At 74.2% G+C, this 23,311-nt stretch carries 21 protein-coding genes; 4 read left to right on the forward strand and 17 right to left on the reverse strand.

The window, feature by feature from the left end:
• Positions 1–23 precede the first annotated feature (23 nt).
• From BM142_RS00085 to BM142_RS00105, 5 genes are all read right to left on the reverse strand, one after another.
• Positions 24–698, reverse strand: a complete 675-nt coding sequence (locus BM142_RS00085) for a hypothetical protein (RefSeq protein WP_139228721.1) — start codon at positions 696–698, stop codon at positions 24–26.
• A gap of 17 nt (positions 699–715) precedes the next feature.
• Positions 716–2,389, reverse strand: coding sequence for an FAD-binding dehydrogenase (locus BM142_RS00090; protein WP_092194773.1), 1,674 nt, complete (start codon positions 2,387–2,389; stop codon positions 716–718).
• Positions 2,390–2,472: 83 nt separating this feature from the next.
• Entirely contained in the window at positions 2,473–2,880 is a 408-nt protein-coding gene (locus tag BM142_RS00095) for a hypothetical protein (protein ID WP_139228722.1), read from the reverse strand.
• A 17-nt stretch (positions 2,881–2,897) separates the two neighbouring features.
• A complete protein-coding gene (locus tag BM142_RS00100; RefSeq protein WP_217640507.1) occupies positions 2,898–4,730 on the reverse strand; it encodes an ABC transporter ATP-binding protein in 1,833 nt (610 codons plus the stop codon).
• A complete protein-coding gene (locus BM142_RS00105; protein ID WP_092194775.1) occupies positions 4,727–6,502 on the reverse strand; it encodes an ABC transporter ATP-binding protein in 1,776 nt (591 codons plus the stop codon). The genes BM142_RS00100 and BM142_RS00105 overlap by 4 nt, the downstream gene beginning before the upstream one ends.
• Positions 6,503–6,604: 102 nt before the next feature.
• Here BM142_RS00105 and BM142_RS00110 point away from each other — a divergent pair, with 102 nt between their 5' ends.
• Entirely contained in the window at positions 6,605–7,216 is a 612-nt protein-coding gene (locus BM142_RS00110) for a TIGR03085 family metal-binding protein (protein WP_092194776.1), read from the forward strand.
• On the opposite strand, the gene hisF is transcribed toward BM142_RS00110, so the two are convergent.
• Genes hisF through priA form a run of 3 tightly spaced genes read right to left on the reverse strand, consistent with a single transcriptional unit; the run spans position 7,213 to position 9,127 of the window.
• On the reverse strand, positions 7,213–8,007 hold the full coding sequence (hisF, locus tag BM142_RS00115; RefSeq protein ID WP_092194777.1) for an imidazole glycerol phosphate synthase subunit HisF: 795 nt from the start codon (positions 8,005–8,007) through the stop codon (positions 7,213–7,215). The two genes, BM142_RS00110 and hisF, sit on opposite strands and share 4 nt — an antisense overlap.
• Entirely contained in the window at positions 8,004–8,396 is a 393-nt protein-coding gene (locus BM142_RS00120) for a RidA family protein (RefSeq protein ID WP_092194778.1), read from the reverse strand. Before BM142_RS00120 ends, hisF begins: the two co-directional genes overlap by 4 nt.
• The gene (priA, locus tag BM142_RS00125) at positions 8,393–9,127 is read right to left on the reverse strand and encodes a bifunctional 1-(5-phosphoribosyl)-5-((5-phosphoribosylamino)methylideneamino)imidazole-4-carboxamide isomerase/phosphoribosylanthranilate isomerase PriA (RefSeq protein ID WP_092194779.1); all 735 of its coding nucleotides are present in this window, start codon (positions 9,125–9,127) and stop codon (positions 8,393–8,395) included. Before priA ends, BM142_RS00120 begins: the two co-directional genes overlap by 4 nt.
• A gap of 65 nt (positions 9,128–9,192) precedes the next feature.
• On the opposite strand from priA, the gene BM142_RS00130 reads away from it, so the two are divergent.
• Positions 9,193–9,792: a nitroreductase family protein gene (locus BM142_RS00130; protein WP_092194780.1), complete on the forward strand. Its 600-nt coding sequence runs from the start codon at positions 9,193–9,195 to the stop codon at positions 9,790–9,792.
• The gene (locus tag BM142_RS00135; protein ID WP_092194781.1) at positions 9,779–10,540 is read left to right on the forward strand and encodes an SDR family NAD(P)-dependent oxidoreductase; all 762 of its coding nucleotides are present in this window, start codon (positions 9,779–9,781) and stop codon (positions 10,538–10,540) included. The genes BM142_RS00130 and BM142_RS00135 overlap by 14 nt, the downstream gene beginning before the upstream one ends.
• Here BM142_RS00135 and BM142_RS00140 read toward each other — a convergent pair whose 3' ends face one another.
• From BM142_RS00140 to hisD, 7 genes are all read right to left on the reverse strand, one after another.
• Positions 10,541–12,871, reverse strand: a complete 2,331-nt coding sequence (locus tag BM142_RS00140) for a M20/M25/M40 family metallo-hydrolase (protein WP_092194782.1) — start codon at positions 12,869–12,871, stop codon at positions 10,541–10,543.
• A gap of 40 nt (positions 12,872–12,911) precedes the next feature.
• Positions 12,912–13,550 (reverse strand): imidazole glycerol phosphate synthase subunit HisH, encoded by a 639-nt coding sequence (gene hisH, locus BM142_RS00145; RefSeq protein ID WP_092194783.1) that lies wholly within the window; start codon positions 13,548–13,550, stop codon positions 12,912–12,914.
• A 17-nt stretch (positions 13,551–13,567) separates the two neighbouring features.
• The gene (locus BM142_RS00150; RefSeq protein WP_092194784.1) at positions 13,568–14,752 is read right to left on the reverse strand and encodes a hypothetical protein; all 1,185 of its coding nucleotides are present in this window, start codon (positions 14,750–14,752) and stop codon (positions 13,568–13,570) included.
• Between the two features lie 141 nt (positions 14,753–14,893).
• Complete coding sequence (locus BM142_RS24320) at positions 14,894–15,070, reverse strand: hypothetical protein (RefSeq protein WP_175527028.1); 177 nt, start codon at positions 15,068–15,070, stop codon at positions 14,894–14,896.
• Positions 15,071–15,073: 3 nt separating this feature from the next.
• On the reverse strand, positions 15,074–15,670 hold the full coding sequence (gene hisB, locus BM142_RS00155; RefSeq protein WP_092194785.1) for an imidazoleglycerol-phosphate dehydratase HisB: 597 nt from the start codon (positions 15,668–15,670) through the stop codon (positions 15,074–15,076).
• Positions 15,671–15,675: 5 nt separating this feature from the next.
• Entirely contained in the window at positions 15,676–16,788 is a 1,113-nt protein-coding gene (locus BM142_RS00160) for a histidinol-phosphate transaminase (RefSeq protein WP_092194786.1), read from the reverse strand.
• Positions 16,785–18,089, reverse strand: a complete 1,305-nt coding sequence (gene hisD, locus BM142_RS00165; RefSeq protein WP_092194787.1) for a histidinol dehydrogenase — start codon at positions 18,087–18,089, stop codon at positions 16,785–16,787. The genes BM142_RS00160 and hisD overlap by 4 nt, the downstream gene beginning before the upstream one ends.
• An 82-nt stretch (positions 18,090–18,171) precedes the next feature.
• Between hisD and BM142_RS00170 the strand changes: the two genes are divergently transcribed.
• Positions 18,172–19,008: an LON peptidase substrate-binding domain-containing protein gene (locus tag BM142_RS00170; RefSeq protein WP_254790427.1), complete on the forward strand. Its 837-nt coding sequence runs from the start codon at positions 18,172–18,174 to the stop codon at positions 19,006–19,008.
• Here BM142_RS00170 and BM142_RS00175 read toward each other — a convergent pair.
• Positions 19,001–19,663, reverse strand: coding sequence for an LPXTG cell wall anchor domain-containing protein (locus tag BM142_RS00175; protein WP_139228723.1), 663 nt, complete (start codon positions 19,661–19,663; stop codon positions 19,001–19,003). The two genes, BM142_RS00170 and BM142_RS00175, sit on opposite strands and share 8 nt — an antisense overlap.
• Before the next feature lie 58 nt (positions 19,664–19,721).
• A complete protein-coding gene (gene dnaE, locus BM142_RS00180) occupies positions 19,722–23,282 on the reverse strand; it encodes a DNA polymerase III subunit alpha (protein WP_092194789.1) in 3,561 nt (1,186 codons plus the stop codon).
• Positions 23,283–23,311 lie beyond the last annotated feature (29 nt).

The following is a 23,311-nucleotide window of genomic DNA, read 5'->3' on the forward strand; positions in this document are numbered from 1 at the left end:
GTCCAGTCTGCCGTGCCGGGCCCTCAGGCCCGCGCGGTGCCGTCGAACCAGCGCCGGCCCGGACCGGCGAGGAGCATGCCGAGGCCGACGAGCGGGCCGGCGGCGAAGAAGAGCGCGAAGGCCGCGATGGTCCCCTCGGTCTCGTAGCCGCCCACCTCGCTGTTCAGCCGCACCGCCCAGTACACCGCGAGCAGCACCTGCAGGCCGAGCGCGGTCTGCAGCAGGACCCCGGCCGCCCGTCGGCGGCTGTTGAGCGCCCACACCCCGGCGCCGATGAGCAGCACCGCCGACAGCAGCTGCACGAGCGCCAGCGCGGTGCCCTCGGAGGCCAGCGCGTCCACGGTCCCGGGCGCGTAGATCCCGCCGGCCTCCGCCGCGGCCAGCTCGGCCACGGAGGCGAAGAACCACAGGTACAGCGAGGCGACCAGCACCACGAGGGCCTGGGCGAACGCCAGCACCGCCGCGGTGACGACCTGGCCGGGCCGCTGCGGGCGGCGCGGCCCGGGCGGGTAGCCGTACGGGGGCGGCCCCCACTGCGGGGCCCCCCAGGGCTGACCCGGCGGGCCGTAGGCGGGCGGGCCGTACGCGGGCGGGCCGGTCGGCGGCGGGCCCGGGTAGGGCGGGCCGGGCTGCGTCGGCGTGGCCGGGTCGGCCCACGGGCTCGACCCCGGCGGGCCCCAGCCGCCAGGTCCGCTCACCGTGCCGCCGGGTCCGCTCACAGCGCCGCCGCGGCGGCCCGGCCGGCCGTCCGGCCGGAGAACAGGCAGCCGCCGAGGAACGTGCCCTCGAGCGAGCGGTAGCCGTGCATCCCGCCGCCGCCGAAGCCCGCCACCTCACCGGCGGCGTACAGCCCCGGGAACACCTCGCCGCCGGGCCGGAGCACCCGGCCGGAGAGGTCGGTCTCGAGCCCGCCGAGCGTCTTGCGGGTGATGATGCTCAGCCGCACCGCGATCAGCGGACCGGCCTCGGGGTCGAGGATCCGGTGCGGCTGGGCCACCCGGATGAGCTTGTCGCCGAGGTAGTTGCGCGCCGCCCGCATGGCGTTGACCTGCATGTCCTTGCCGAACTCGTGGGCCATCTCGCGGTCCCGGGCGACGATCTCCCGCTCGATCCGGCCCAGGTCGAGCTCCGGCGTGCCACCGGTGATCCGGTTCATCCCGGCGACCAGCTCGGGCAGGGTGTCGGCCACCACGAAGTCCTCGCCCCTGTCGAGGAAGGCCTGCACCGGCGCGGCCATGCCGGCCCTGACCCGGGTGGCGAGGAGCCGGACGTCCTTGCCGGTCAGATCGGGGTTCTGCTCGGAGCCGGACAGCCCGAACTCCTTCTCCACGATCTTGTGCGTCGCGATGAACCAGGTGTGCTCGTAGCCGGTGGTGCCGATGTGGGCCAGGGTGCCCAGGGTGTCGAACCCGGGGAACAGCGGGACCGGCAGCCGGTTGCCCGTGGCGTCGAACCACAGCGACGACGGGCCCGGCAGGATCCGGATGCCGTGGTTGGCCCAGACCGGCGAGTGGTTGGCGATGCCCTCGGTGTAGTGCCACATCCGGTCGCCGTTGACCACGCTGGCACCGGCGTCCTGCGTCGCCTGGAGCATGTGGCCGTCCACGTGCGCCGGGACACCCGAGAGCATCCGGGTGGGCGCGGGGCCCAGCCGGGCCGGCCAGTTCCGGCGCACCAGGTCCGGGTTGCCGCCGATGCCCCCGGCGGTGACGACGACGGCCTGCGCGGTGATCTCGAAGTCGCCGACCTCGGTCCGCGAGCTGGCCTCGCCGCGGGCGACGCCGCTGGGCTCCAGCACCGCACCCCGGACCCCGGTCACTGCCCCGTCGGTGATCACCAGCCCCGACACCCGGTGCCGGAAGCGCAGCTCCACCCGCCCGGCCGCGACCGCGGCCCGCACCCGCCGTGCGAAGGCCTCGACGATGGCCGGGCCCGTGCCCCAGACGATGTGGAACCGGGGCACCGAGTTGCCGTGCCCGGTGGCGGTGTACCCGCCGCGCTCGGCCCAGCCGACCACCGGGAAGAAGCCGATGCCCTGCTCCTTGAGCCAGGAGCGCTTCTCCCCCGCCGCGAACTGCAGGTAGGCCTCGGCCCACTGCCGCGGCCAGTGGTCGGAGTCGCGGTCGAACCCGGCGGTGCCGAACCAGTCCTGCCGGGCCAGCTCGAGCGAGTCGTGCACCCGCAGCCGCCGTTGCTCGGGCGAGTCGACCAGGAAGAGCCCGCCGAAGCTCCAGAAGGCCTGCCCGCCCAGGGACGCCTCGGGTTCCTGGTCCAGGAGGATCACCCGTCGGCCGGCGTCGGCCAGTTCCGCGGTGGCGACCAGGCCGGCGAGGCCCGCTCCCACCACGACCGCGTCCGCTTCCGCCCGGCCCGTCTCGTTGCTCGTCACGGGAGCGACGCTAGCGGCTGCCCACCCGTTCCCGCCGTCCCCCGGGGGAACGACGCGCCTCACCTGCCGTCGGCCTGCCGCCGTCAGGGCGCCGTGCGCCGGGCCGCCACCCAGGAGCGGACGCGGGGCAGGACGGCGAGGACCGTCGTCAGCAGCGGCACCAGGACGACGAAGACGCCGAACGCGCCGGCGCCCCAGCCCCCGGAGGCGTACCCGTAGAGCAGCAGCGCGGTGAGCAGGCCGGCGGACAGCGCCAGCACCAGCCAGGACCGGCCGAGCAGCAGCAGCAGCCCGCCCACCAGCAGTCCCAGGACCAGCAGCACGGGCACGGCGATCAGCAGCCAGTCGGGGCCCTCGAGCTCCCCGCCGGAGAAGGCGAGGGCGGCCAGCGCGAACACCGCCGGCACGAAGGCGCTCAGCAGGGCGAGCACCGCGGCGGCGATCGCCGGGGCGGGCGGCGTCCGGCGGACCGGGGCGGAAGGGCTCTGCACGGGCGGAGCGTAAGGGGTCAGCCCGCCGCCGCGGCGCTGCCCGCGGAGGAGCGCCGCCACGAGGCGTGCAACCGGGCGTACGGGCCGTCCACATCGACGAGCTCGGCGTGCGTCCCCCGCTGGACGACGTGCCCGGCGTCGACCACGAGCACCTCGTCGGCGCGCTCGGCGGTGGAGAGCCGGTGCGCGATGGTCAGCGTGGTGCGCCCGTCGGTCAGCCGGTCCAGCGCCCGGGTGAGCCGCTGCTCGGTCGCCGGGTCGACGGCGCTGGTCGCCTCGTCGAGCACCAGCAGGTCGGGGTCGGCCACGTAGGCCCGCGCGATCGCCACCAGCTGCCGCTCGCCCGAGGACAGGGACTCCCCGCGCTGCCCCACCGCGGTGGCCACGCCGTCGGGCAGGCCGGCCACCCAGGCGTCGAGCCCGAGGTCGTCGAACGCCGCCGCGACCTCGGCGTCGGTCATCCCCGGACGGCCGTAGCGGACGTTGTCGGCGACGGTCGCGTCGAACAGGAACCCGTCCTGCGGCACCATCACCACCCGCGCGCGCAGCGAGGAGAAGGCCACCTCGTCCAGCGGCACCCAGCCCCCGTCGTCCGACCCGAGCAGCACGGTGCCCTCGACCGGGTCCATCAGCCGGGTGACGAGCTTGGCGAACGTGGTCTTGCCCGACCCGGTCTCCCCCACGACCGCGACCCGCCGGCGCGGGTCGATGGTGAGCGAGACGTCGTCCAGCGCGAGACGCGCGCCGGGCGCGTAGCGGAACGCGACGCCGTCGAAGCGCACGCCGAGCGGTCTGTCGGGCAGGTTCCGCGCCCGCTCCGGGGCGGCCACCGCCGGGTCGCGGACGTCGGGCGCGGTGTCGATGACGTCGAGCACGCGGCGGAAGCCGGCGACCGCGTTCTGCGCCTCGTTGAGCACCTCGCTCGCGGTCTGCACCGGCGCGACGAACAGGGTGACCAGGAAGAGGAAGGCCACCAGCGTGCCGGCCGTGATGTCCCCGGCCAGGCCGAGCAGCACGCCGACCACGACCACGGCGGCGTTGGCGAGGGCGGCCACGAACTCGCCGCTGATGAAGACCGCCGCGGTCACCTTCTGCGCGTCGACCTGCGCGCGGTACTGCCGGTCGATCGCGGTGTCGATGCGGCCCGCCGTCCGGGCGCCGACGCCGTAGGCGCGCACCGTCGGGGCGCCGACGACGGACTCCGCCACGGCACCGAGGACGTCGCCCACCCGCTCCCGCACCACGCCGTACGCGGTCGCCAGCCGCTGGGCGAACCACCGGACCGCGATCCCCAGCGGGACGAAGCAGAGGAGCACCAGCAGCGTCAGCTGCCAGGAGTAGACGGCCATGACCGCCGTCGCCACCACCAGCTGGCCCAGGCTGATCAGCCCCAGCACCCCGCCCCACTGCATGAAGGTGGAGAGCTGGTCGACGTCGCTGGTCACCCGGGAGACCAGCGACCCGCGGCGCTCGCCCTGCTGGTGCAGGACCGACAGGTCGTGCACGTGCCGGAAGGCGCGGACGCGCAGTCCCGCCAGCGCCGTCTCCGTCGTGCGGAACAGCCGGAGGTTCATCCGGTAGACCGCGACGGCCGTGATCAGCACGACGACGGCGCAGAGCGCCACCAGCCGGGTGATCAGCTCCATGTCGGCGCCGCCGTCGGCCAGCCCGCGGTCGATGACCTGCTGGACGGCGATCGGTACGACCACCCGGCCGGCGGTGGCCAGGAGCGCCAGCGCGAAGGTGGCCGGCAGCCCGCGCCGGAACTCGGGCATCATCCGCAGGCCACGGCGCAGGGTGGCCAGGGCGCCCTCGCACCGCGCGTCCGCGGGCACCACCACGTCGGTCACGCGGGCACCTCCGCCTGCGCGTAGGCGCGCACCAGCGCGGCGTAGCCGGGCACCTCGCCGAGCAGCTGCTCGTGGCTGCCGCGGGCCAGCACCCGGCCCTGCTCGAGCCAGACCACCTCGTCGGCCAGGGAGATGGTGGCCTGCCGGTAGGCGATCACGACGACGGTCGCGGGCTCGTCGCTGTCGCGCAGCGCGTCGAGGATGCGGGCCTCCACGGACGGGTCCACCGCGCTCGTCGCGTCGTCCAGGACGAGCAGCCGCGGCCGCCGGACGACGGCCCTCGCCAGCGCCAGGCGCTGCCGCTGCCCGCCCGACAGCGTCGCGCCCCGTTCCCCGACCCGGGTCTCGAGGCCGTCGGGCAGCGCGGCGACGAACTCGTCGGCGGCGGCCACCCGCAGCGCTGCCCACACCTGCTCGTCGGAGAACGGCTCGTCGAGGGTGACGTTCCCGCGGACCGTGTCGTCGAAGAGGAACGTGCCCTGGGCGACGAAGGCCGCCTGCCCGCTGACCTCGCCCTCGCGGAGCCGGCGCACGTCCACGCCGTCCAGGAGCACGGTGCCGTCGGCCGGGTCGACCAGCCGGACGAGGAGGCCGGCCAGCGTCGACTTGCCCGAACCGGTGGGCCCGACGACGGCGACCGTCGTCCCGGGCCGGACGTCGAAGGTGACCCCGCGCAGGGTCGGCGCGGAGGCGTCGGCGAAGGCGAAGTCCACGCCCGCGACCCCGACCGTGGCGCCCCCGGTGACCACGGCGGCGGCATCCGGGCCGTAGGGCGTCTCCCCGGTCGCCTCCAGCACCGGCGTGACCCGGTCGAAGCCGGCGAGGGCCCGGGGCAGGTCGGCCAGCACCCAGCCGATCGCGCGGATCGGCAGCGCCAGCAGGGTGAACAGGTAGGCGATGGAGACCAGCTCGCCGGCGTCGGTGCTGCCGTCGGCCACCCGCCCGGCGCCGATCAGCAGGACGGCGAGGGTGCCCAGGTTCGGCAGCGCCTCCATCAACGGGTCGAACAGGCCGCGCACACGGCCGACGGCGATCAGCCCGTCGCGCAGCTCCTCGGCACGGGCCCCGAAGCGCTCGCTCTCCGCCGACTCGCGGCCCAGGGTCTTGACCACCAGGGCGGCGTCGAAGCTCTCGTGGGCGATCTCGCTGACCTCGGCGCGCAGCTGCTGGGCGCGCTGCATGCGCGGGCTCATCACCTGCGAGTAGACGATGTTGACCAGGAAGACGAGCGGGAAGACGACCAGGCCGACGAGGGCCAGCAGCGGGTCGGTGAGCACCAGGGCGACCGAGGTGATCGCGATCATCACCAGCGCGCCGACGGCGAACGGCAGCGGCGCGACGAAGTACCAGGACGCCTCGACGTCGGAGTTGGCGTTGGAGAGCAGCTGCCCGGTCGGGTGCCGCTGGTGCCACGACAGCGGCAGGCGGAGGTACTGACGCGTGACGCGGCGGCGGTACTCGGCCTGCAGCCGGTAGCTCATGATCCCGGCGAAGAGCCGGCGGCCGAGGATGCCGACGATCTTCAGCAGGGCCACGCCGACGATGGCGGCAGCGGCCAGGGAGAGGGCGGTGGCCGTGGTGACGCCGTCGTCGAAGGACGGCAGCAGCACGCGGTCGGTGACCTCACCGATCACGTAGGCGCTCGCCACGGTCATCGCGCCGTACAGGCTGCTGCCCAGCACCGCGAGGGTGAACATGCGGGGCTGCTCGACGATGCCGCGCCCCACGTGACGGAGACCGCGCCGGACGACGGCGTCTCGGCGGCGGGCCACTGTTCTCCTCTGGTCGGCGAGCTCTCGGATGCTACGTGATCGTGAGTCCGGCTAAGCGTCTGCCGGGAGGCCGCGTCACGGGCATCTCGGTAACCTCCGCCGATGCCCGCCTCTTCCCGTTCCTTCGCCGATTCCGAGCGCACCGACCTGGCCGACCTGTTCGACGAGCTCGGGCCGGACGCCCCCACCTGCTGCGCCGGGTGGACGACGGCGCACCTGGCCGCGCACCTGGTGACCCGCGACCGGCGTCCCGACGCCATGCCGGGCTTCGGTCTCGAGATGCTGCCCGGCGGCGCCCCGCTGGGCTCCTGGTCGCACCGGGTGGAGGACCGGCTGCGCGCCGCCACCCCGTTCGCCGAGGTGGTCGACCGGTTCCGCGCGGGGCCGCCGGCGTGGTCGCCGCTGGCGTGGGGCCCGGTCGCCCGGGTGGTCAACACCGCGGAGTTCGTCATCCACCACGAGGACGTCCGCCGGGCGCAGCCGGACTGGCGGCCGCGTCCGCTCTCCCCCGCCCGGCAGGACGCCCTGTGGGCCCCCGCCACCCTCTACGCCCGGCGGGCCGCCGGGCGCCGCGGCCTCGTGCTGCGGCGCAGCGACGCGACCGGGGTGCAGAAGCGGATCGGGTCCGGCGGACGCACGGTCACCGGCGAACCGCTCGAGCTGCTGCTCTGGGCGTCCGGCCGCCGCGACGTCGCCCGCGTGGACGTCTCCTAGCCGAGCGGGTGGTCGGTTTCCTGCCGCACCGGGATCCCGGCCGCGGCGAGGGCGGCCTTGACCTCGCCGACCCGCAGCATCCCGAAGTGGAAGACACTGGCCGCCAGGACGGCGTCGGCACCGGCCTCGACCGCGGGCGGGAAGTGCTCGGCCGCACCCGCTCCCCCGCTGGCGATCAGCGGCACGCGGACCTCGCGGCGCACCTGCCGGATGAGGTCGGTGTCGAAGCCGGCGCGGGTGCCGTCGGCGTCCATGGAGTTCAGCAGGATCTCCCCCGCCCCGAGCTCGGCGGCCCGGATGCACCACTCGACGGCGTCCTGCCCGATGCCCCGGCGCCCGCCGTGCGTGGTGATCTCGAAGCCGGACTCCGTCTGCGCCCCGTCCTGGCAGCGGCGGGCGTCCAGCGACAGCACCAGCACCTGGTTGCCGAACCGGTCGGCGATCTCGGCGATCAGCTCGGGCCGGGCGACCGCCGCCGTGTTGACGGCGACCTTGTCCGCACCCGCACGCAGCAGGCGGTCCACGTCCCCGGGCGTGCGCACGCCCCCGCCGACGGTCAGCGGGATGAACACGCTCTCCGCCGTCCGGCTGACCACGTCGTAGGTGGTGGCCCGGTCGCCGGAGCTGGCGGTGATGTCGAGGAAGGTCAGCTCGTCGGCGCCCTCGGCGTCGTAGACCCGGGCCATCTCCACCGGGTCGCCGGCGTCCCGCAGGTCGACGAAGTTCACCCCCTTCACCACCCGCCCGGCGTCGACGTCCAGGCACGGGATCACCCGCACGGCGAGGGTCATGCGGGCACCCCGCGCACGGCCTCGGCCTCGATCTCCACCAGCATCGCGGGGTCGATCAGGGCGGCGACCTGCACCATCGTCGTCGCCGGGCGGATGTCGCCGAAGACCTCGCCATGGGCGCGGCCGACCTCCTCCCAGCGGGAGATGTCGGTGACGAACATCCGGGTGCGGACGACGTCGTTCAGCGTGAACCCGGCCCGCTCGAGGGACTGCTCGATGGTCCGCAGGCACTGCCGCGTCTGCGCCCCCGCGTCGCCGGGGTGCACCACCGCGCCGTCGACGGTGGCCGTCGTCCCGCTCACCCACGCGGCCTCGCCGCGGACCACCACCCGGCTGTACCCCACGACGCCCTCCCAGGGGGCGCCCGACCCGAGGCGGATCACGCTCACGGGCGGGCGTCCTCGGTCACCCGCAGCGCCTCGGGGAGGGTGAACGCGCCGGCGTAGAGGGCCTTGCCCACGATCGCGCCCTCGACGCCGACCGCGGTGAGCCCGGCCAGCGCCCGGATGTCGTCCAGCGAGCTGACGCCGCCGGAGGCGACGACCGGCCGCGGGGTGGCCGCGCAGACCTCGCGCAGCAGGTCGAGGTTGGGCCCGCGCAGCGTGCCGTCCTTGGTGATGTCGGTGACCACGTAGCGGGCGCAGCCCTCGGCGTCCAGGCGGGCGAGGGTCTCGTAGAGCTCTCCGCCCTCCTTGGTCCAGCCGCGGGCGGCCAGCCGGGTGCCGCGGACGTCGAGACCGACGGCGATGCGGTCCCCGTGCTCGGCGATCGCGCGGGCGCACCACTCCGGGGACTCCAGGGCGGCGGTGCCCAGGTTCACCCGGCGGCAGCCCGTGGCCAGCGCGGCGGCCAGCGACTCGTCGTCCCGGATGCCTCCGGAGAGCTCGACGTCGACGTCGAGCTCGCCGACGACCCGCGCCAGCAGCTCGCGGTTGGTGCCCCGGCCGAAGGCGGCGTCGAGGTCGACCAGGTGCACCCACTCGGCGCCGTCGCGCTGCCACTGCATCGCGGCCTCGAGCGGGTCGCCGTAGGAGGTCTCGCTGCCGGCCTCCCCCTGCACGAGACGGACGGCCTGGCCGTCGGCGACGTCGACGGCGGGGAGCAGCTGCAGCTTCGGCACGGTGAGCAGCCTAGGAGCGGACGCGTCGGACCCCTACGGCAGGCTGTCGTCCGTGGAGTGCTGGCATGGAATTCGCTGACGTCGTCCGGCGACGGCGCATGGTGCGCGACTACGACCCCGGCCGCCCGGTGCCGGCGCTCGTGCGCGAGCGGCTGCTCGAGCACGCGATCCGGGCCCCGTCGGCCGGGTTCAGCCAGGGGTGGGCGTTCCTCGTGCTGGAGTCGGCCGACGAGCGCGACCGGTTCTGGGCCGCGACGACCGGTGGGGGTGCACCGGACGGCTGGCTCACCCGCATGAGCCGGGCTCCCCTGCTGATCGTCCCGCTGGCGAACAAGGGCGCCTACCTGGACCGCTACGCCGAGCCGGACAAGGGCTGGACAGACCGGGACGAGTCCCGCTGGCCGGTGCCCTACTGGGACGTCGACACCGGGATGGCGTCGCTGCTGATGCTGCTCACCGCGGTCGACGAGGGGCTGGGCGCCTGCTTCTTCGGGATCCCCGCGGACCGCGTCGGCGCGTTCCGGGCCGCCTTCGGCGTCCCCGAGGCCTACCGGCCGGTCGGCTGCGTGTCGGTCGGCTACCCCGGGGACGGCGACCGCCGCTCCCCGTCCCTGCGCCGTGGCCGGCGCCCCGTCGAGGAGGTCGTGCACCGTGGCAGCTGGTGAGGGACGGGCGGTGCTGGTCACCGGGGGCTCCCGCGGCATCGGACGGGCCATCGCCCGGGCGTTCGCCGAGCGGGGCGACCGGGTGGCGGTGCACTGGGGCAGCTCCCGGGAGCGCGCCGAGCGGGTGCTGGCCGAGCTCCCCGGCGAGGGGCACGTGCTGGTGCAGGCGGACCTGGCCGACGCCGGCGCGGTGGCGGGCATGGTCGACGAGGCGGCCGCGGCGCTCGGCGGCCTGGACGTGCTGGTCAACAACGCCGGCGTGTTCACCGCGCACCCGCCGCTGGAGACGTCCTACGCCGACTGGCAGGCCGCCTGGTCGCAGACTCTCGCCGTCAACCTCGTGGGTGCGGCCAACGCCACGTTCCGCGCCGTGCCGCACCTGATCGCGGCCGGGGGCGGCGCGGTGGTCAACGTGTCCAGCCGGGGCGCCTTCCGCGGCGAGCCGGTCAACCCCGCCTACGGGGCGTCCAAAGCGGGGCTGAACGCGTTCGCGCAATCGATGGCGCTGGCCCTCGCACCGCACGGGATCTCGGTCACCTGCGTGGCCCCGGGCTTCGTGCAGACCGAGATGGCCCGCGAGGTGCTCGACGGCCCGGGCGGGGACGCCGTCCGCGCCCAGTCACCGTTCGGCCGGGTCGCGGTACCCGAGGAGGTGGCGTCGGCGGTGCTGTGGCTCGCCTCGCCGGAGGCACGGTTCTCCAACGGCACCGTCGTCGACGTCAACGGCGCCTCGTACCTGCGGACCTGATCAGCCCAGCCGGGTGGTGGCGGCCACGTGGACGACGTCCGAGCTGTGCGACCCCGCCGCGTCCACCCCGGCGGGCCGTGGCTCGTGCCCGGGCAGGCCCGCCAGCCCGTCGCTGACCTCGACGACCCGCAGGGTCACCTCGCCGTCCCCCTCGATGCTGAACGACGCCGGCAGCCCGCCCTCGGGCGGCGCGTGGAACACGATCCACGCCCGGTCGCCCCCGAGCTCCCCGGCCGGCACGGGGCGGCCGCCGACGCGGGCCCCGGCGACGGTGCCACCGGCCACGCGCAGGTCGAGGACGAGCATCCGGACACCGGCGCGCTGCGGCGTGACGCGGACCGACAGCTCGCGGCGGGCGCCGACGGGCGAGTCGGCGACCGTCTCGACGACGGCGGCCGCGAGGTCGGCCGGCTCGGCCCGGCCGGACCACACGGGTCCGCCCAGGTAGGGGTACCGGGCGTCGAGCTCGGCCCGGGTGCCGACGAAGTCCACCGTGTAGGACCCCGGGGACTGCTCCGTGCTCACCCAGGAGGCCTGGCCGGTGTCCCGGTCGAGGACGTAGGCCAGCCGGCTGGGCACCGGGTGATCGGCGTCGAACCGGTCCACGACCAGCCCGATCCCGGCGAAGGCGATGGCCGCCGCAAGTGCGGCCGCGGGCACCGCGGCGACCGACCAGGGCCGGTGGTCGTCCTCTCCCGGGAAGAGCAGGTCGAGCGCCGGCAGCAGCGCCACCAGCAGCAGCGCGGCGACCGCCGAGGGCGCCGCCGCCGCGCTCAGACCGAGGGCCGGGAAGAAGAGTGCGACGGTCGGCGCCAGGACCACGACGGCCACCGCGCCCCCGAGCAGCGCGGACAGCACGGTCAGTACCCGGGAACCGGAGGCCGAGGCGACCAGCCCGGTCAGGGCGCCGGCGAGCGCCGGCCACACCGCGAGGTAGGAACCACCGGGTGCGACGCCGGCGAGCACCGCACCGAGCACGGCCAGCCAGACGAGGGCGCCGGTGGCCAGCGCGGCCGACCCCACCCGCCGGCGCAGCAGCGCCAACCAGCACAGCACCACTCCGGCCAGCAGGGCGACGGTCGCCAGCCGGAACCAGCCGGGTCGCCACGGGTCCAGCAGCTGCCCGTACCCGGGGCGGACGGCGACCAGCAGCAGCCACAGCCCCTGGGCGGCCAGGAGCGCGAGGACCAGCGGCACGACGGCCAGCACCGTCGCGACCGCCGTCCGGCCGAGGGAGCTGATGCCCCGGCGGTGCAGCACGAGGACGAGCAGGCCCACCGCGGCCAGGGCGGCCCCGGCGAGCGGACGGACCAGCGCGTCCGAGTAGTGGACCAGCTCCCCGAGCACCGGGAAGTAGGTGGCGTCGGCCGCGCCCGGCTCGGCCAGGGCGGAGAGGTCGCGGTCGCCCAGTTCGCGGGCGACGGCCAGGGCGTTGTCCCCCATGGCCTGCAGCGATCCCCGGTCCAGCCGCTCGGGCACGTCCTGCGGGCTGTGGTAGGCGGCCGCGCCGTCGACGAAGGCGGTGTTGAGCCCGGTGAAGTCCCCGTCGGCCAGGAACACGCTGAAGTCGGTGAAGTTGGGCAGCGCCCGGTAGACCTCGACGGCGACGCTGCTGGCGACCGGGTGCGGCGCGGCCGCGGCGTAGGCCTGCGCCAGGGCGGCGTTGCCGGGCGAGGTCTCGAACATGATCGGCGGCCCGCCGGTCCCCCGGGCCTCGAGGTTCAGGACGACGCCGCCGGCCGAGCCGAGCGGGTGTGCCGCGGTGAACGCCTCCGCGCCGCAGGAGCAGGCCTCCTCGGCGTCGGTGAGCAGCACCACGACGTCGTTGCGCAGCGCCGGCTCGGCCGCCAGCGCGCGCACCGACTCGAGCACGGCGGCCACGCCGGCCGCGTCGTCGGCGGCCCCCGGGCCGGTCTCGACGGAGTCGTGGTGGGCGGTCAGGAAGAGCCGGCCGGTCGGATCGGTGCCGGGCAGCACGGCGACCACGTTGCGCACCCGCGCCATCCGGGTCTCCCCGGCGGCCGTGCGGGTCGCGCCGACGGCGTTCTGCACGCGGGTGTCCAGGCCCAGGCCGCGGAGGGTCTCGACCAGCCGGTCCACGACCCGTCCGGACTCCGCGCTGCCGACCACGTGCGGCTGCGCCGCGATCGCCTCGACGTGGCCGAAGGCGCGGGTGGCGCTGAAGTCCTGCGCCGGGGCGTCGGCGGGCGCGGGATCGGGCGGCCGCAGGCTCGCCACGCTCCAGGCCGCCAGGGCGAGCAGGACCAGCACGACGGCCAGCCCGGCGAGCCGGCTCGGCCGTCCGGCGTTCCGTGACCGGGTCGCTGACACGGCGTCACCCTAGGTGCGCGCGCGGCGCTCCCGGGTCAGGTCAGGCGAGTGTCCGCAGCCAGTTCGTGAGCAGCTGGGCCCCGGCGTCGCCGCTCTTCTCGGGGTGGAACTGCGTCGCCGAGAGCGCGCCGTTCTCCACGCCGGCGACGAACCGGTCGCCGTGCTCGGCCCAGGTCACCCGCGGCTTGGCCAGCGGCGTGGGCGGGCCGTCGGCGGCCAGCGGGAACTCGCGCACGCCGTAGGAGTGCACGAAGTAGAAGCGCTCGTCGGCCAGGCCGTCGAACAGCACGGTGTCCGCGGGGGTCTCGACGGTGTTCCAGCCCATGTGCGGGAGCACCGGCGCCTCGAGCTGCTCGACGACACCGGGCCACTCACCGCAGCCCTCGGCGTCGTGGCCGTGCTCGACGCCGCGGTCGAAGAGGATCTGCATGCCCACGCAGATGCCGAGGACCGGCCGGCCACCGGCCAGCCGGCGGCCGATCAGCCGGGGCCCGTCCACGGCCCGCAGACCGGTCATGCAGGCGGCGAACGCGCCCACCCCCGGGACGACGAGCCCGTCGGCGTCCAGGACCGCCTGCGGGTCGGCGGTCACCGTCACGTCCGCACCGACGCGGGCCAGCGCCCGCTCGGCCGACCGCAGGTTGCCCGACCCGTAGTCGAGGATCGTCACCTTCTTCACGCCTGCCACGCTACCGATCAGCGCCTTGCATTCCCCCCGTGTTCCCCGGCGGCCACGTGGTCGACGCCACTCGCCGCTCGTCGACGGCCGCGACGGCGGCGGCCGGCAGGTTCCCGCGCGACCGTCCGGATCGCCTTCTCCACGCGCGCCCGGCCGTACTCGTTCGCCAGCGCGTAGAAGTACAGCGGTGGACCGGTGGCCGTCCACCGGTCCCGCCGCTCGGGCGCGAGGACGAATCGGAAGACGTCCTCGGGCACGAATCGGACGAAGCAGTGGCGGTCGTGTTCCCAGGCGTCCGGTGCCCCCCGGGACCAACGCTCTTCCAACTCGGTGCTGGTCAGGCTGTGCAGACGGGCGACGAACGTCGCCCCCCACTGGTGGGTGGCCGTGTCGAGGCAGAACGTCAGGAGCTTCAGTCCATACTCATCGTCGTCAAGCGACAGCTCTTCGCACAGTCCCCGCCGAGCGACGCCGTGGAAGCTTGGTTCCTGCCGACCGGCGGAGTCGATGCTGCGCGAGAGCGCCTCGTTCGCCGACGAGGACCACAGCGACCGGGCCGTCTGGACCCGGTCGCTACGACGACTGATCAGCAACCGGTGGTCGGCGGTGACGACCGCGATGTTCACCCCGAAACTGCTGGACATGAACGGCTCGACCTTCAGGGGGTCGCCGCCGAGGTAGCGCTCCCGGAGCGTCTGGCCGTCCGCGCCCACGACGTCAAGTTCCTGGGTGGCCAGGAACGTGAAGAAGTCGGAATGTCTGAGCCGAACGAACACCTCGGGCGCCTCGTCGTCCGGGCGACGGCTGACGGAGAACCGGGCGATCGCGTAGCTGGGTCCGTTCCAGGCGGCAGGCAGTCCTTCGGCCCGACGATGCGCCTGCTCGACGGCGATCTCCTCCCGCCGGGCGGCGACATCGGGCGGGAGGGTGACGAAGCTCGGTTCGACGATCACCGTGACCGATTCCTCGGCGATCTCCTGCACCCCGTCGCCCTCGATCACCAGATGTGACGTCTTCAAGGGCCCGAGCGAGAAGGTCTCCCGTGGGGCCGGCGGACGTGCCCGCCGCCCCCGCACCCGGACCTTGCGTCGGCCGCGGTAGAGGCCCTTCTTCAGCGTGTCCTCGAACAGCACGCTCAGTAGCAGTCCCACTGCGCCGCCGACAAGGAGGCCGGTCACCCCCGACGTGGCCCACTCCCCCATCGTCGCCTCCTGCCTGCTCCCGACTCCTGTGGGTCACCCGCTGGAAGCGGATGGTGCCGGCGGGGGGCGGCGAGCAGCAGTATCACCGGCAACGACACCGAACCGACGGTACGACCGCCGGGTGTCGGCCGCGGGAGCTACTCAGACGAGGCGCAGGATGCCGGCCGCGCTGGCGATCAGGGCGGCGGCCAGCAGGACGACGGCGAGGGCGACCTGCGGACCGCCCCGGTCCGGGGAGTCCTCGTCGACCTGCCAGACGCTCCAGGCGCCGCCGAGCAGGAAACCGCCGACGAGGAGCAGGACCAGACCGGCCGTCACCGGTTACAGGGCACCCTTGGTGGAGGGCACGTCCGTCACCCTCGGGTCGATCGCGACCGCCTGGCGCAGCGCCCGGGCCAGCGCCTTGAACTGCCCCTCGACGATGTGGTGGGCGTCGCGGCCGGCGTAGAGCACCCGCACGTGCAGGCTGATCCGCGCGTTGAAGGCGAAGGACTCCAGCACGTGCTTGGTCAGGCTGGTCGGGTAGTCCGGCCCGATCATCGGCGTCATGTCCTCGGGCTCGGCGTGCACGAAGTACGGCCGGCCGGACAGGTCGACGGCGGCCTGGGCGAGCACCTCGTCCATGGGGATGGTCGCGTCGCCGTAGCGGGTGATGCCGCGCTTGTCGCCGAGCGCCTGCGCGAACGCCTGCCCCAGGGCGATCGCGACGTCCTCCACCGTGTGGTGGGCGTCGATGTGCAGGTCGCCGTCGGCGCGCACGGTGAGGTCGATGCCGCTGTGCTTGGACAGCGCGGTGAGCATGTGGTCGTAGAACCCCACGCCCGTGCTGATCGAGCTGGTGCCGGTGCCGTCGAGGTCCAGCTCGACCACGAGCTTGGTCTCGTTGGTCTCGCGCTCCACGCGAGCGGTGCGGGTCATGGTGGTCAGTCTCCCTCAGGTCCGGGCTGGATCCGCGCGACCTCACCCAGCGCGGTGAGGAACGCCTCCGTCTCCTCCGCCGTGCCGGCCGTCACCCGCAGCCAGCCGGGCAGGCCGACGTCGCGGACGAGCACCCCGCGCTCGAGCAGCGCGCGCCAGACGGCCGGGGCGTCGGCGAACCGGCCGAACAGCACGAAGTTGGCGTCGCTGGGCACGCTGGTCAGGCCCATCCCGGGCAGGGCCGCGACGATCCGGTCGCGCTGTGCCTTCACCGCGTCGACGGTGGCCAGCAGCGCGTCGGTGTGCGCCAGGGCGGTGCGGGCGGCGGCCTGGGTGAGCGAGCTCAGGTGGTACGGGAGCCGCACCAGCTGGAGCGCGTCGACGACCGCCGGATCGGCGGCCAGGTATCCCAGGCGCAGACCCGCCATGCCGAAGGCCTTGCTCATGGTCCGGCTCACGATCAGCCGGGGGCGGCCGGGCAGCAGCGTGAGCGCCGACGGCGTCCCCGCCCGGGCGAACTCGGTGTACGCCTCGTCGACGACCAGGACGCCGGTGGTCGCCGCGTACAGCTGCTCGATCGTCTCCAGGGCCACGGCGGTGCCGGTCGGGTTGTTCGGGCTGGTCACGAAGACGACGTCCGGCGCCGTCTCGCGGATCTGCTGCGCGGCCGCGGCGGTGTCGATGGTGAAGTCGGCGCGGCGGTGACCGTCCACCCAGGTCGTGCCGGTGCCGGCCGCCAGGATCGGGTGCATCGAGTACGACGGGGTGAAACCCAGCGCCGTCCGCCCCGCGCCACCGAAGGCCTGCAGCACCTGCTGGAGCACCTCGTTGGAGCCGTTCGCGGCCCACACCTGCTGCGGCGTGACGGTCTCGCCGCTCGTGCGGGTGAGGTAGGCCGCCAGGTCCGCGCGCAGCGCGACCGCGTCCCGGTCGGGGTACCGGTTGAGCTCCAGCGCCGCACGGCCCAGGGCCGCGCCGAGGTCGGCGAGCAGGTCCGCCGGCAGCGGGTGCGGGTTCTCGTTGGTGTTGAGCCGGTGGGTGGCCGGCGGCTGCGGGGCGCCGTAGGGCGAGCGACCGCGCAGCTCCGGCCGCAGCGGGAGCTCCTCCAGGCTCGTCACCGGGGCTGCCGGATCCTGACCGCGGCCGCGTGGGCCGGCAGGTCCTCGGCGCCGGCGAGGGCGTCGATGTGCCCGGCCACCCCGGCGAGGGCCGCCTCGTCGTACTCCACGACGTGGATGCCGCGCAGGAAGGACTGCACCGACAGCCCGCTGGAGAAGCGGGCGCAGCCGCCGGTGGGCAGCACGTGGTTGGACCCGGCGCAGTAGTCGCCCAGCGAGACCGGGGACCAGGCGCCCACGAAGATCGCGCCGGCGTTGCGCACCCGGGCCGCGACCGCGGCGGCGTCCCGGGTCTGGATCTCCAGGTGCTCGGCGGCGTAGGCGTCGACGACCTGCAGCCCGACCTCGAGGTCGTCGACCAGCACGATGCCCGACTGGCTGCCGTCCAGCGCCGTGCTGATCCGGTCGGAGTGCTTGGTGGCCGCGACCTGCCCCGGCACGAGGGCGAGGACGGCCTCGGCCAGGGCCTCGCTCGGCGTGACCAGCACCGCGCCGGCGAGCGGGTCGTGCTCGGCCTGGCTGATCAGGTCCGCGGCCACGTGCGCGGGATCCGCGGTGTCGTCGGCGAGGATCGCGACCTCGGTGGGCCCGGCCTCGGAGTCGATGCCGATCCGGCCGCGCAGCAGCCGCTTGGCCGCGGTGACGTACACGTTGCCGGGACCGGTGACCATGTCGACCGGCTCGCAGGAGCCGGCGCCGTAGCCGAAGACCGCCACGGCCTGCGCGCCGCCGACGGCGTACACCTCCGTGATGCCGAGCAGGGCGCAGGCGGCGAGGACACCGGGATCGGGCAGCCCGCCGTGGTCGCGCTGCGGAGGCGAGGCCACCGCGATCGACTCCACCCCCGCGATCTGCGCCGGGACGACGTTCATGACGACGCTGGACAGCAGCGGCGCCAGGCCGCCGGGCACGTAGAGACCGACCCGGCGCACGGGCACCCAGCGCTCGGTGACGGTCCCGCCGGGGACGACCTCGGTGGTGACGTCGGTGCGCCGCTGGTCGGCGTGCACCGCCCGGACCCGGGCGATCGCCTCCTCCAGCGCGGCGCGCAGCGCCTGGTCGCACTCGGCGAGCGCCCGGTCCAGCGCGGCCTGCGGCACGGCGAAGTCCTCGGCGTCCACCCCGTCGAGCCGCGCGGTGATCTCCCGCACCGCCTGGGCACCCCGGATGCGCACGTCCTCGCACAGCGGCCGGACCGTCGCCATGACCGAGTCGATGTCGGTGCCGGCCCGCGGCAGCAGGCCGGCGAGGTCACGGCGTCCCGGCAGCGCGGATCCGCGCAGGTCGATGCGGGCGAGCACGGCATGCCTCCGGAGGGATGGGGTGAGCCTCCAGCGTAGCCAGCACCGGCGGCCGGGTCTCCTCCGCCCGTACGGTGGGCCGGTGCGCGAACTCATCCCGCTGTTCCCGCTGGGGACGCCGCTGTTCCCCGGGATCGTGCTGCCGTTGCAGATCTTCGAGCCGCGCTACCGCCGGTTGATGCGTGACCTGCTGGCGCACCCCGAGCACGGCGACCGGCGCTTCTTCGGCGTCGTCGCCATCCGCCAGGGCTGGGAGGTCGAGCGGGTGGCGCCGGCCGAGGCGCTCTACGACATCGGCTGCACCGCACGGGTGCAGGCGGTGCGCCCTCAGGCCGACGGCGGCTTCCGGATCGTCACCGTGGGCGGCGAGCGGTTCCGGCTGCACGACGTGGTCGTCGCCGAGGACCCGCCCTACCTGCAGGCCGAGGTGGAGTGGCTGGCCGAGGAGGAGGCCGCCGAGGAGGCCGCGGGCGACACCGACGGCCTGATCGTCCCCGGGACGGCGGACACCGCGCCGCCGTGCGACGACGGACTGGACGAGGTCGTCGCCTCCGTGGCCCGCGGCTCCCTGGACGTGCTCACCCGAGGGGTCCGGCACCTGTTCACCCGCTACGTCGCCGAGGTGTCCGTCCTGGGCAGCGGCGACCCGGACGACGAACCGGGCGAGCCGATGCTGGATGCGGAGACGACCGTGCTGCTCGACGCAGTCAGCGACGATCCCGCCGCGCTGTCCTACCTGGTCGCCTCCGCGGCGCTGCTGACCACCGAGGACCGGCAGGCGCTGCTCGCGGAGTCCGCCACCCGCCGGCGCCTGGCCATGGAGTCCCGCCTGCTGCGGCGCGAGCTGACGTTGCTGCAGGAGCTCGGGGCGGTGCCCGTGCCGCTCCAGCAGTTCGCCACCCCGATGACGGTCAACTGAGCGCAGACCCCGCAGGGGCGGCCGGCTCGGGTTCGGTGCGGCCCAGGCCGTCGTCGGGCGCGTGGAGGACGGCCGCGACGTAGACGATCAGCGCGGTCACCGGCGCCAGCGCCAGCGCCGGCAGCGAGCCGAGCGTGAGCGAGGTGGTCACGACGGCGCCGACGTCGGCGAGCTCGGACTCCGTGGGCCCGGCGCCCAGCAGCTCGCCCACCTGCCAGGCCACGATGCCGGTGAGGGCCCCGCCCAGCGCGAGCGCGAGCACCATCGCCACCCCCCGGCGCCGGCGGAGGAACCAGGCCGCGGCGCCCGCCAGCAGCCCGGCACCGGCCAGGATCAGTGCCAGGACGGCGTCGTCGGCGACCAGCAGCTCCGGGGACGGCATCCCGACCGGGACCGGCCCGGTCGCGGTGATCCGGAAGTCCGCGCGTGGGGCCAGCGCCCACCACAGCAGACCGGCCGGCACACCGGCCAGCATCAGCGACAGCACGACGCCCGCCGCGCTGCCCAGGTCGGCCCGCAGCTCCGCGACGCCCCGCCAGGCGGCCGGCGCCCGACGGACGCCCCGGGGCCGGCCGGCACCCGGCCCGGGTGCCGGGGTGCTGCCGGCCGGGGTGCCGGCGGACGGCACGTCGGTGGGGGGCGCGGGGTGGGTCACCGCCCCAGTGAACATCGGCTTGCTGGCAGGCGCCTGGCCGGCGGCCGGTCCGGGCCGGTCACAGGATCGCCACGCTGGTCGGGCCCAGCAGCGCCTTGATGTCCCCCATGAGGGCCGTGCTGGGGCGGACCCGCAGCCCCTGGTCGAGGCGGAGCACCGTCTCCCGGCTGCCGTTGATGAGCTTCAGCTGCACCTCGGTGGTGCCGGGGTGGCTGCCCAGCACCTCGCGCAGCCGCTCCACGACCGGCGGCGTGCACCGCCCCGCAGGCATCGAGACCAGCACCGGGCCGCGCGGGCCCTCGGTCAGCTCGGGGACGCTGACCTCGGAGGCGAACAGCGAGGGCTGGTCGTCGCGCCGGCTGATCCGGCCCTTGATGGCGACGATCTGGTCGCGGACGATCTTGTCCGACACCTGGGCCCACGTCTTGGGGAAGAACAGCACCTCGATGCCGGCCTCGAGGTCCTCCAGGGTGGCGATCGCCCACGGAGCGCCCTGCTTGTTGGTGCGCGGTCCCACGGCGGTGAGGATGCCGGCGATGGTGACGTTCGCGCCGTCCTCCACCCCCCCGGCGTTGATCTCGGCGATCGGGGTGTCGGCGTGGGTGGTGAGCACGTGTTCCACGCCGTGCAGCGGGTGGTCGGACACGTAGAGGCCGAGCATGTCCCGCTCGAACACCAGCCGCTCGCTCTTCGACCAGTCGGCCGTCGGGATGGTGATGTCGAGGGCGCTGCCGAAGGGGTCGTCCTCGGCGGCCGCGCCGTCGCCGAAGCTGCCGAACAGGTCGAACTGGCCCTCGGCCTCCTTGCGCTTGAGCCCCATCGCGGAGTCGACGGCCTGGGCGTGGACGGCGACGATGCCCTGGCGGGAGTGGCCCAGGGAGTCGAAGGCGCCGGCCTTGGCCAGGGACTCGATGACCTTCTTGTTGCAGGCCACCGTGTCGATCTTGCGCATGAAGTCGGCGAAGTCCTTGAACGGCCCCTTCGCCTCGCGGGCCCGGACGATGGAGTCGACGACGTTGGTCCCGACGTTGCGCACCGAGGCCATGCCGAAGCGGATGTCGGTGCCGACGGCGGTGAAATCCCACGAGGACTCGTTCACGTCGGGCGGGAGGACCTTGATGCCCATCCGGCGGCACTCGGCCAGGTAGATCGGGCGGCGGTCCTTGTCGTCGCCGACGCTGGTGAGCAGCCCGGCCATGTACTCGGCCGGGTAGTTGGCCTTGAGGTAGGCCGTCCAGTAGGAGATCAGCCCGTACGCCGCCGAGTGCGCCTTGTTGAACGCGTAGTCGGCGAAGGGGACGAGGATGTCCCAGAGCGTCTTGATCGCCGCGCCGGAGAAGCCGTTGGCCTTCATCCCGGCCTCGAACCCGACGAACTCCGCGTCCAGGACCGACTTCTTCTTCTTGCCCATCGCGCGGCGCAGCAGGTCGGCCTTGCCGAGGGAGTACCCGGCCACCTTCTGCGCGATCGCCATGACCTGTTCCTGGTAGACGATCAGGCCGTACGTCTGGCCCAGGATCTCCTCGAGCGGCTCGGCGAGCTCCGGGTGGATCGGGGTGATCTCCTGCTGGCCGTTCTTGCGCAGCGCGTAGTTGGTGTGCGAGTTGGCGCCCATCGGGCCGGGCCGGTAGAGGGCGCCGACCGCGGAGATGTCCTCGAAGTTGTCCGGCCGCATGAGGCGCAGGAGCGAGCGCATCGGGCCGCCGTCGAACTGGAAGACGCCGAGCGTGTCACCCCGGCCGAGGAGCTCGTAGGTGGCCTTGTCGGTGAGGTCCTTGCTGATGTCGTCCAGGTCGACCGGCTCTTTGCCGTTCAGCACGATGTTGCGCAGCGCGTCGTCGAGGACGGTGAGGTTGCGCAGGCCGAGGAAGTCCATCTTGAGCAGGCCGAGCGTCTCGCAGGTCGGGTAGTCGAACTGCGTGATGACGGCGCCGTCGGACTCCCGGCGCATGATCGGGATGCTGTCGATGAGCGGGTGCCGGCCGATGATCACGCCGGCGGCGTGCACGCCCCACTGCCGCTTCAGGCCCTCGAGCTTGCGGGCCTGGTCGACGACCTCGGCGGCGCCCGGGTCGGACTCGTACCGGGCCCGGAACTCCGTGGCCTCCTTGTACCGGGGGTGGGCCGGGTCGAAGATCCCCGACAGCGGGATGTCCTTGCCCATCACACCGGGTGGCATGAGCTTGGTCAGCTCGTCGCCGACCGAGTACGGGCGGTCGAGCACCCGTGCGGCGTCCTTGATCGCGGCCTTGGCCTTGATCGTCCCGTAGGTGACGATCTGGCTGACCCGCTCCTCGCCGTACTTCTCCGACACGTAGCGGATGACCTCGCCCCGCCGGCGGTCGTCGAAGTCGATGTCGACGTCGGGCATGGAGACGCGCTCGGGGTTGAGGAACCGCTCGAAGATCAGCCCGTGCGCCAGCGGGTCGAGGTCGGTGATGCCCATCGCGTACGCGGCCAGCGACCCGGCGGCCGACCCGCGCCCGGGGCCCACCCGGATGCCGTTGTCCTTGGCCCAGTTGATGAAGTCGGCGACCACGAGGAAGTACCCCGGGAAGCCCATCTGGCAGATGATCCCGACCTCGTAGTCGGCCTGCTTGCGCACGTGGTCGGGGATGCCGCCCGGCCAGCGCTTGTGCAGCCCGCGCTCGACCTCCTTGACGAACCAGGAGGTCTCGTCCTCCCCCGGCGGCAGCGGGAAGCGCGGCATGAGGTCGGCGCCCTCGGTGAAGGTCACCTCGCACTGCTCGGCGACCAGCAGCGTGTTGTCGCACGCCTCGGGCATGTCGCTGAACAGCGCACGCATCTCGGCGGCGCTCTTGAGGTAGTAGCCGTCCCCGTTGAAGCGGAAGCGGTTGGTCTCGTTCAGCCGCGAGCCGGTCTGGATGCACAGCAGCGCGTCGTGCGCCTGCGCGTCCTCCTTGTGCGTGTAGTGCAGGTCGTTGGTGGCGAGCAGCGGGATGCCGAGGTCCGCGGCGATCGCCAGCAGGGCCGGCTTGGTCTGCTTCTCGATGGACAGGCCGTGGTCCATGATCTCGGCGTAGAAGTTCTCCTTGCCGAAGATGTCCTGGAAGTCCGCGGCCGCCTGCCGGGCGCGGTCCTCCTTGCCGGCCCGCAGCCACATGTTCACCTCGCCCGACGGGCAGCCGGTGGTGGCGATGAGGCCTTTCCCGTAGCGCTCCAGCAGGTCGCGGTCGAAGCGCGGCTTGCGGTACTGCCCCTCGAGGCTGGCCAGCGACGAGATGCGGAAGAGGTTGTGCATCCCCTCGGTCGTCCGGGCCAGCAGCGTCATGTGGGTGTAGGCGGCCTTGCCGCGGTTGTTCCCGCCGTCGCCCTCCTCGTCGAGGAGCTTGTCGCCGAAGTCGAACGGCGCGCGGTCGAAGCGGGACCCGGGCGTGTAGTAGCCCTCCATGCCGATGATCGGCTTCACCCCGGCCGCGACGGCCTGCTTGTAGAAGTCGTAGGCGCCGAAGACGTTGCCGTGGTCGGTCATCGCCAGTGCCGGCATGCCCTGCGCCGCCGCGGCCGCGGTGACCTCGGGCAGCTTGGCCGCGCCGTCCAGCATCGAGTACTCGGTGTGGACGTGCAGGTGCGCGAACGAGTCGGACGAACTGCTCACGGCTGGTCGGTGCTCCTCAGTGGTCGTGC

It is taken from the genome of Blastococcus tunisiensis (genome assembly GCF_900112815.1).
GTDB classification, from domain to species: domain Bacteria; phylum Actinomycetota; class Actinomycetes; order Mycobacteriales; family Geodermatophilaceae; genus Blastococcus_B; species Blastococcus_B tunisiensis.

Coding starts and splice junctions, on each gene's coding strand:
- BM142_RS00110 (WP_092194776.1), top strand. CDS start 6,605: ATGCCCGCCTCTTCCCGTTCCTTCGCCGATTCCGAGCGCACCGACCTG.
- hisF (WP_092194777.1), bottom strand. CDS start 8,007: ATGACCCTCGCCGTGCGGGTGATCCCGTGCCTGGACGTCGACGCCGGG.
- BM142_RS00130 (WP_092194780.1), top strand. CDS start 9,193: ATGGAATTCGCTGACGTCGTCCGGCGACGGCGCATGGTGCGCGACTAC.
- BM142_RS00150 (WP_092194784.1), bottom strand. CDS start 14,752: ATGGGGGAGTGGGCCACGTCGGGGGTGACCGGCCTCCTTGTCGGCGGC.
- hisB (WP_092194785.1), bottom strand. CDS start 15,670: ATGACCCGCACCGCTCGCGTGGAGCGCGAGACCAACGAGACCAAGCTC.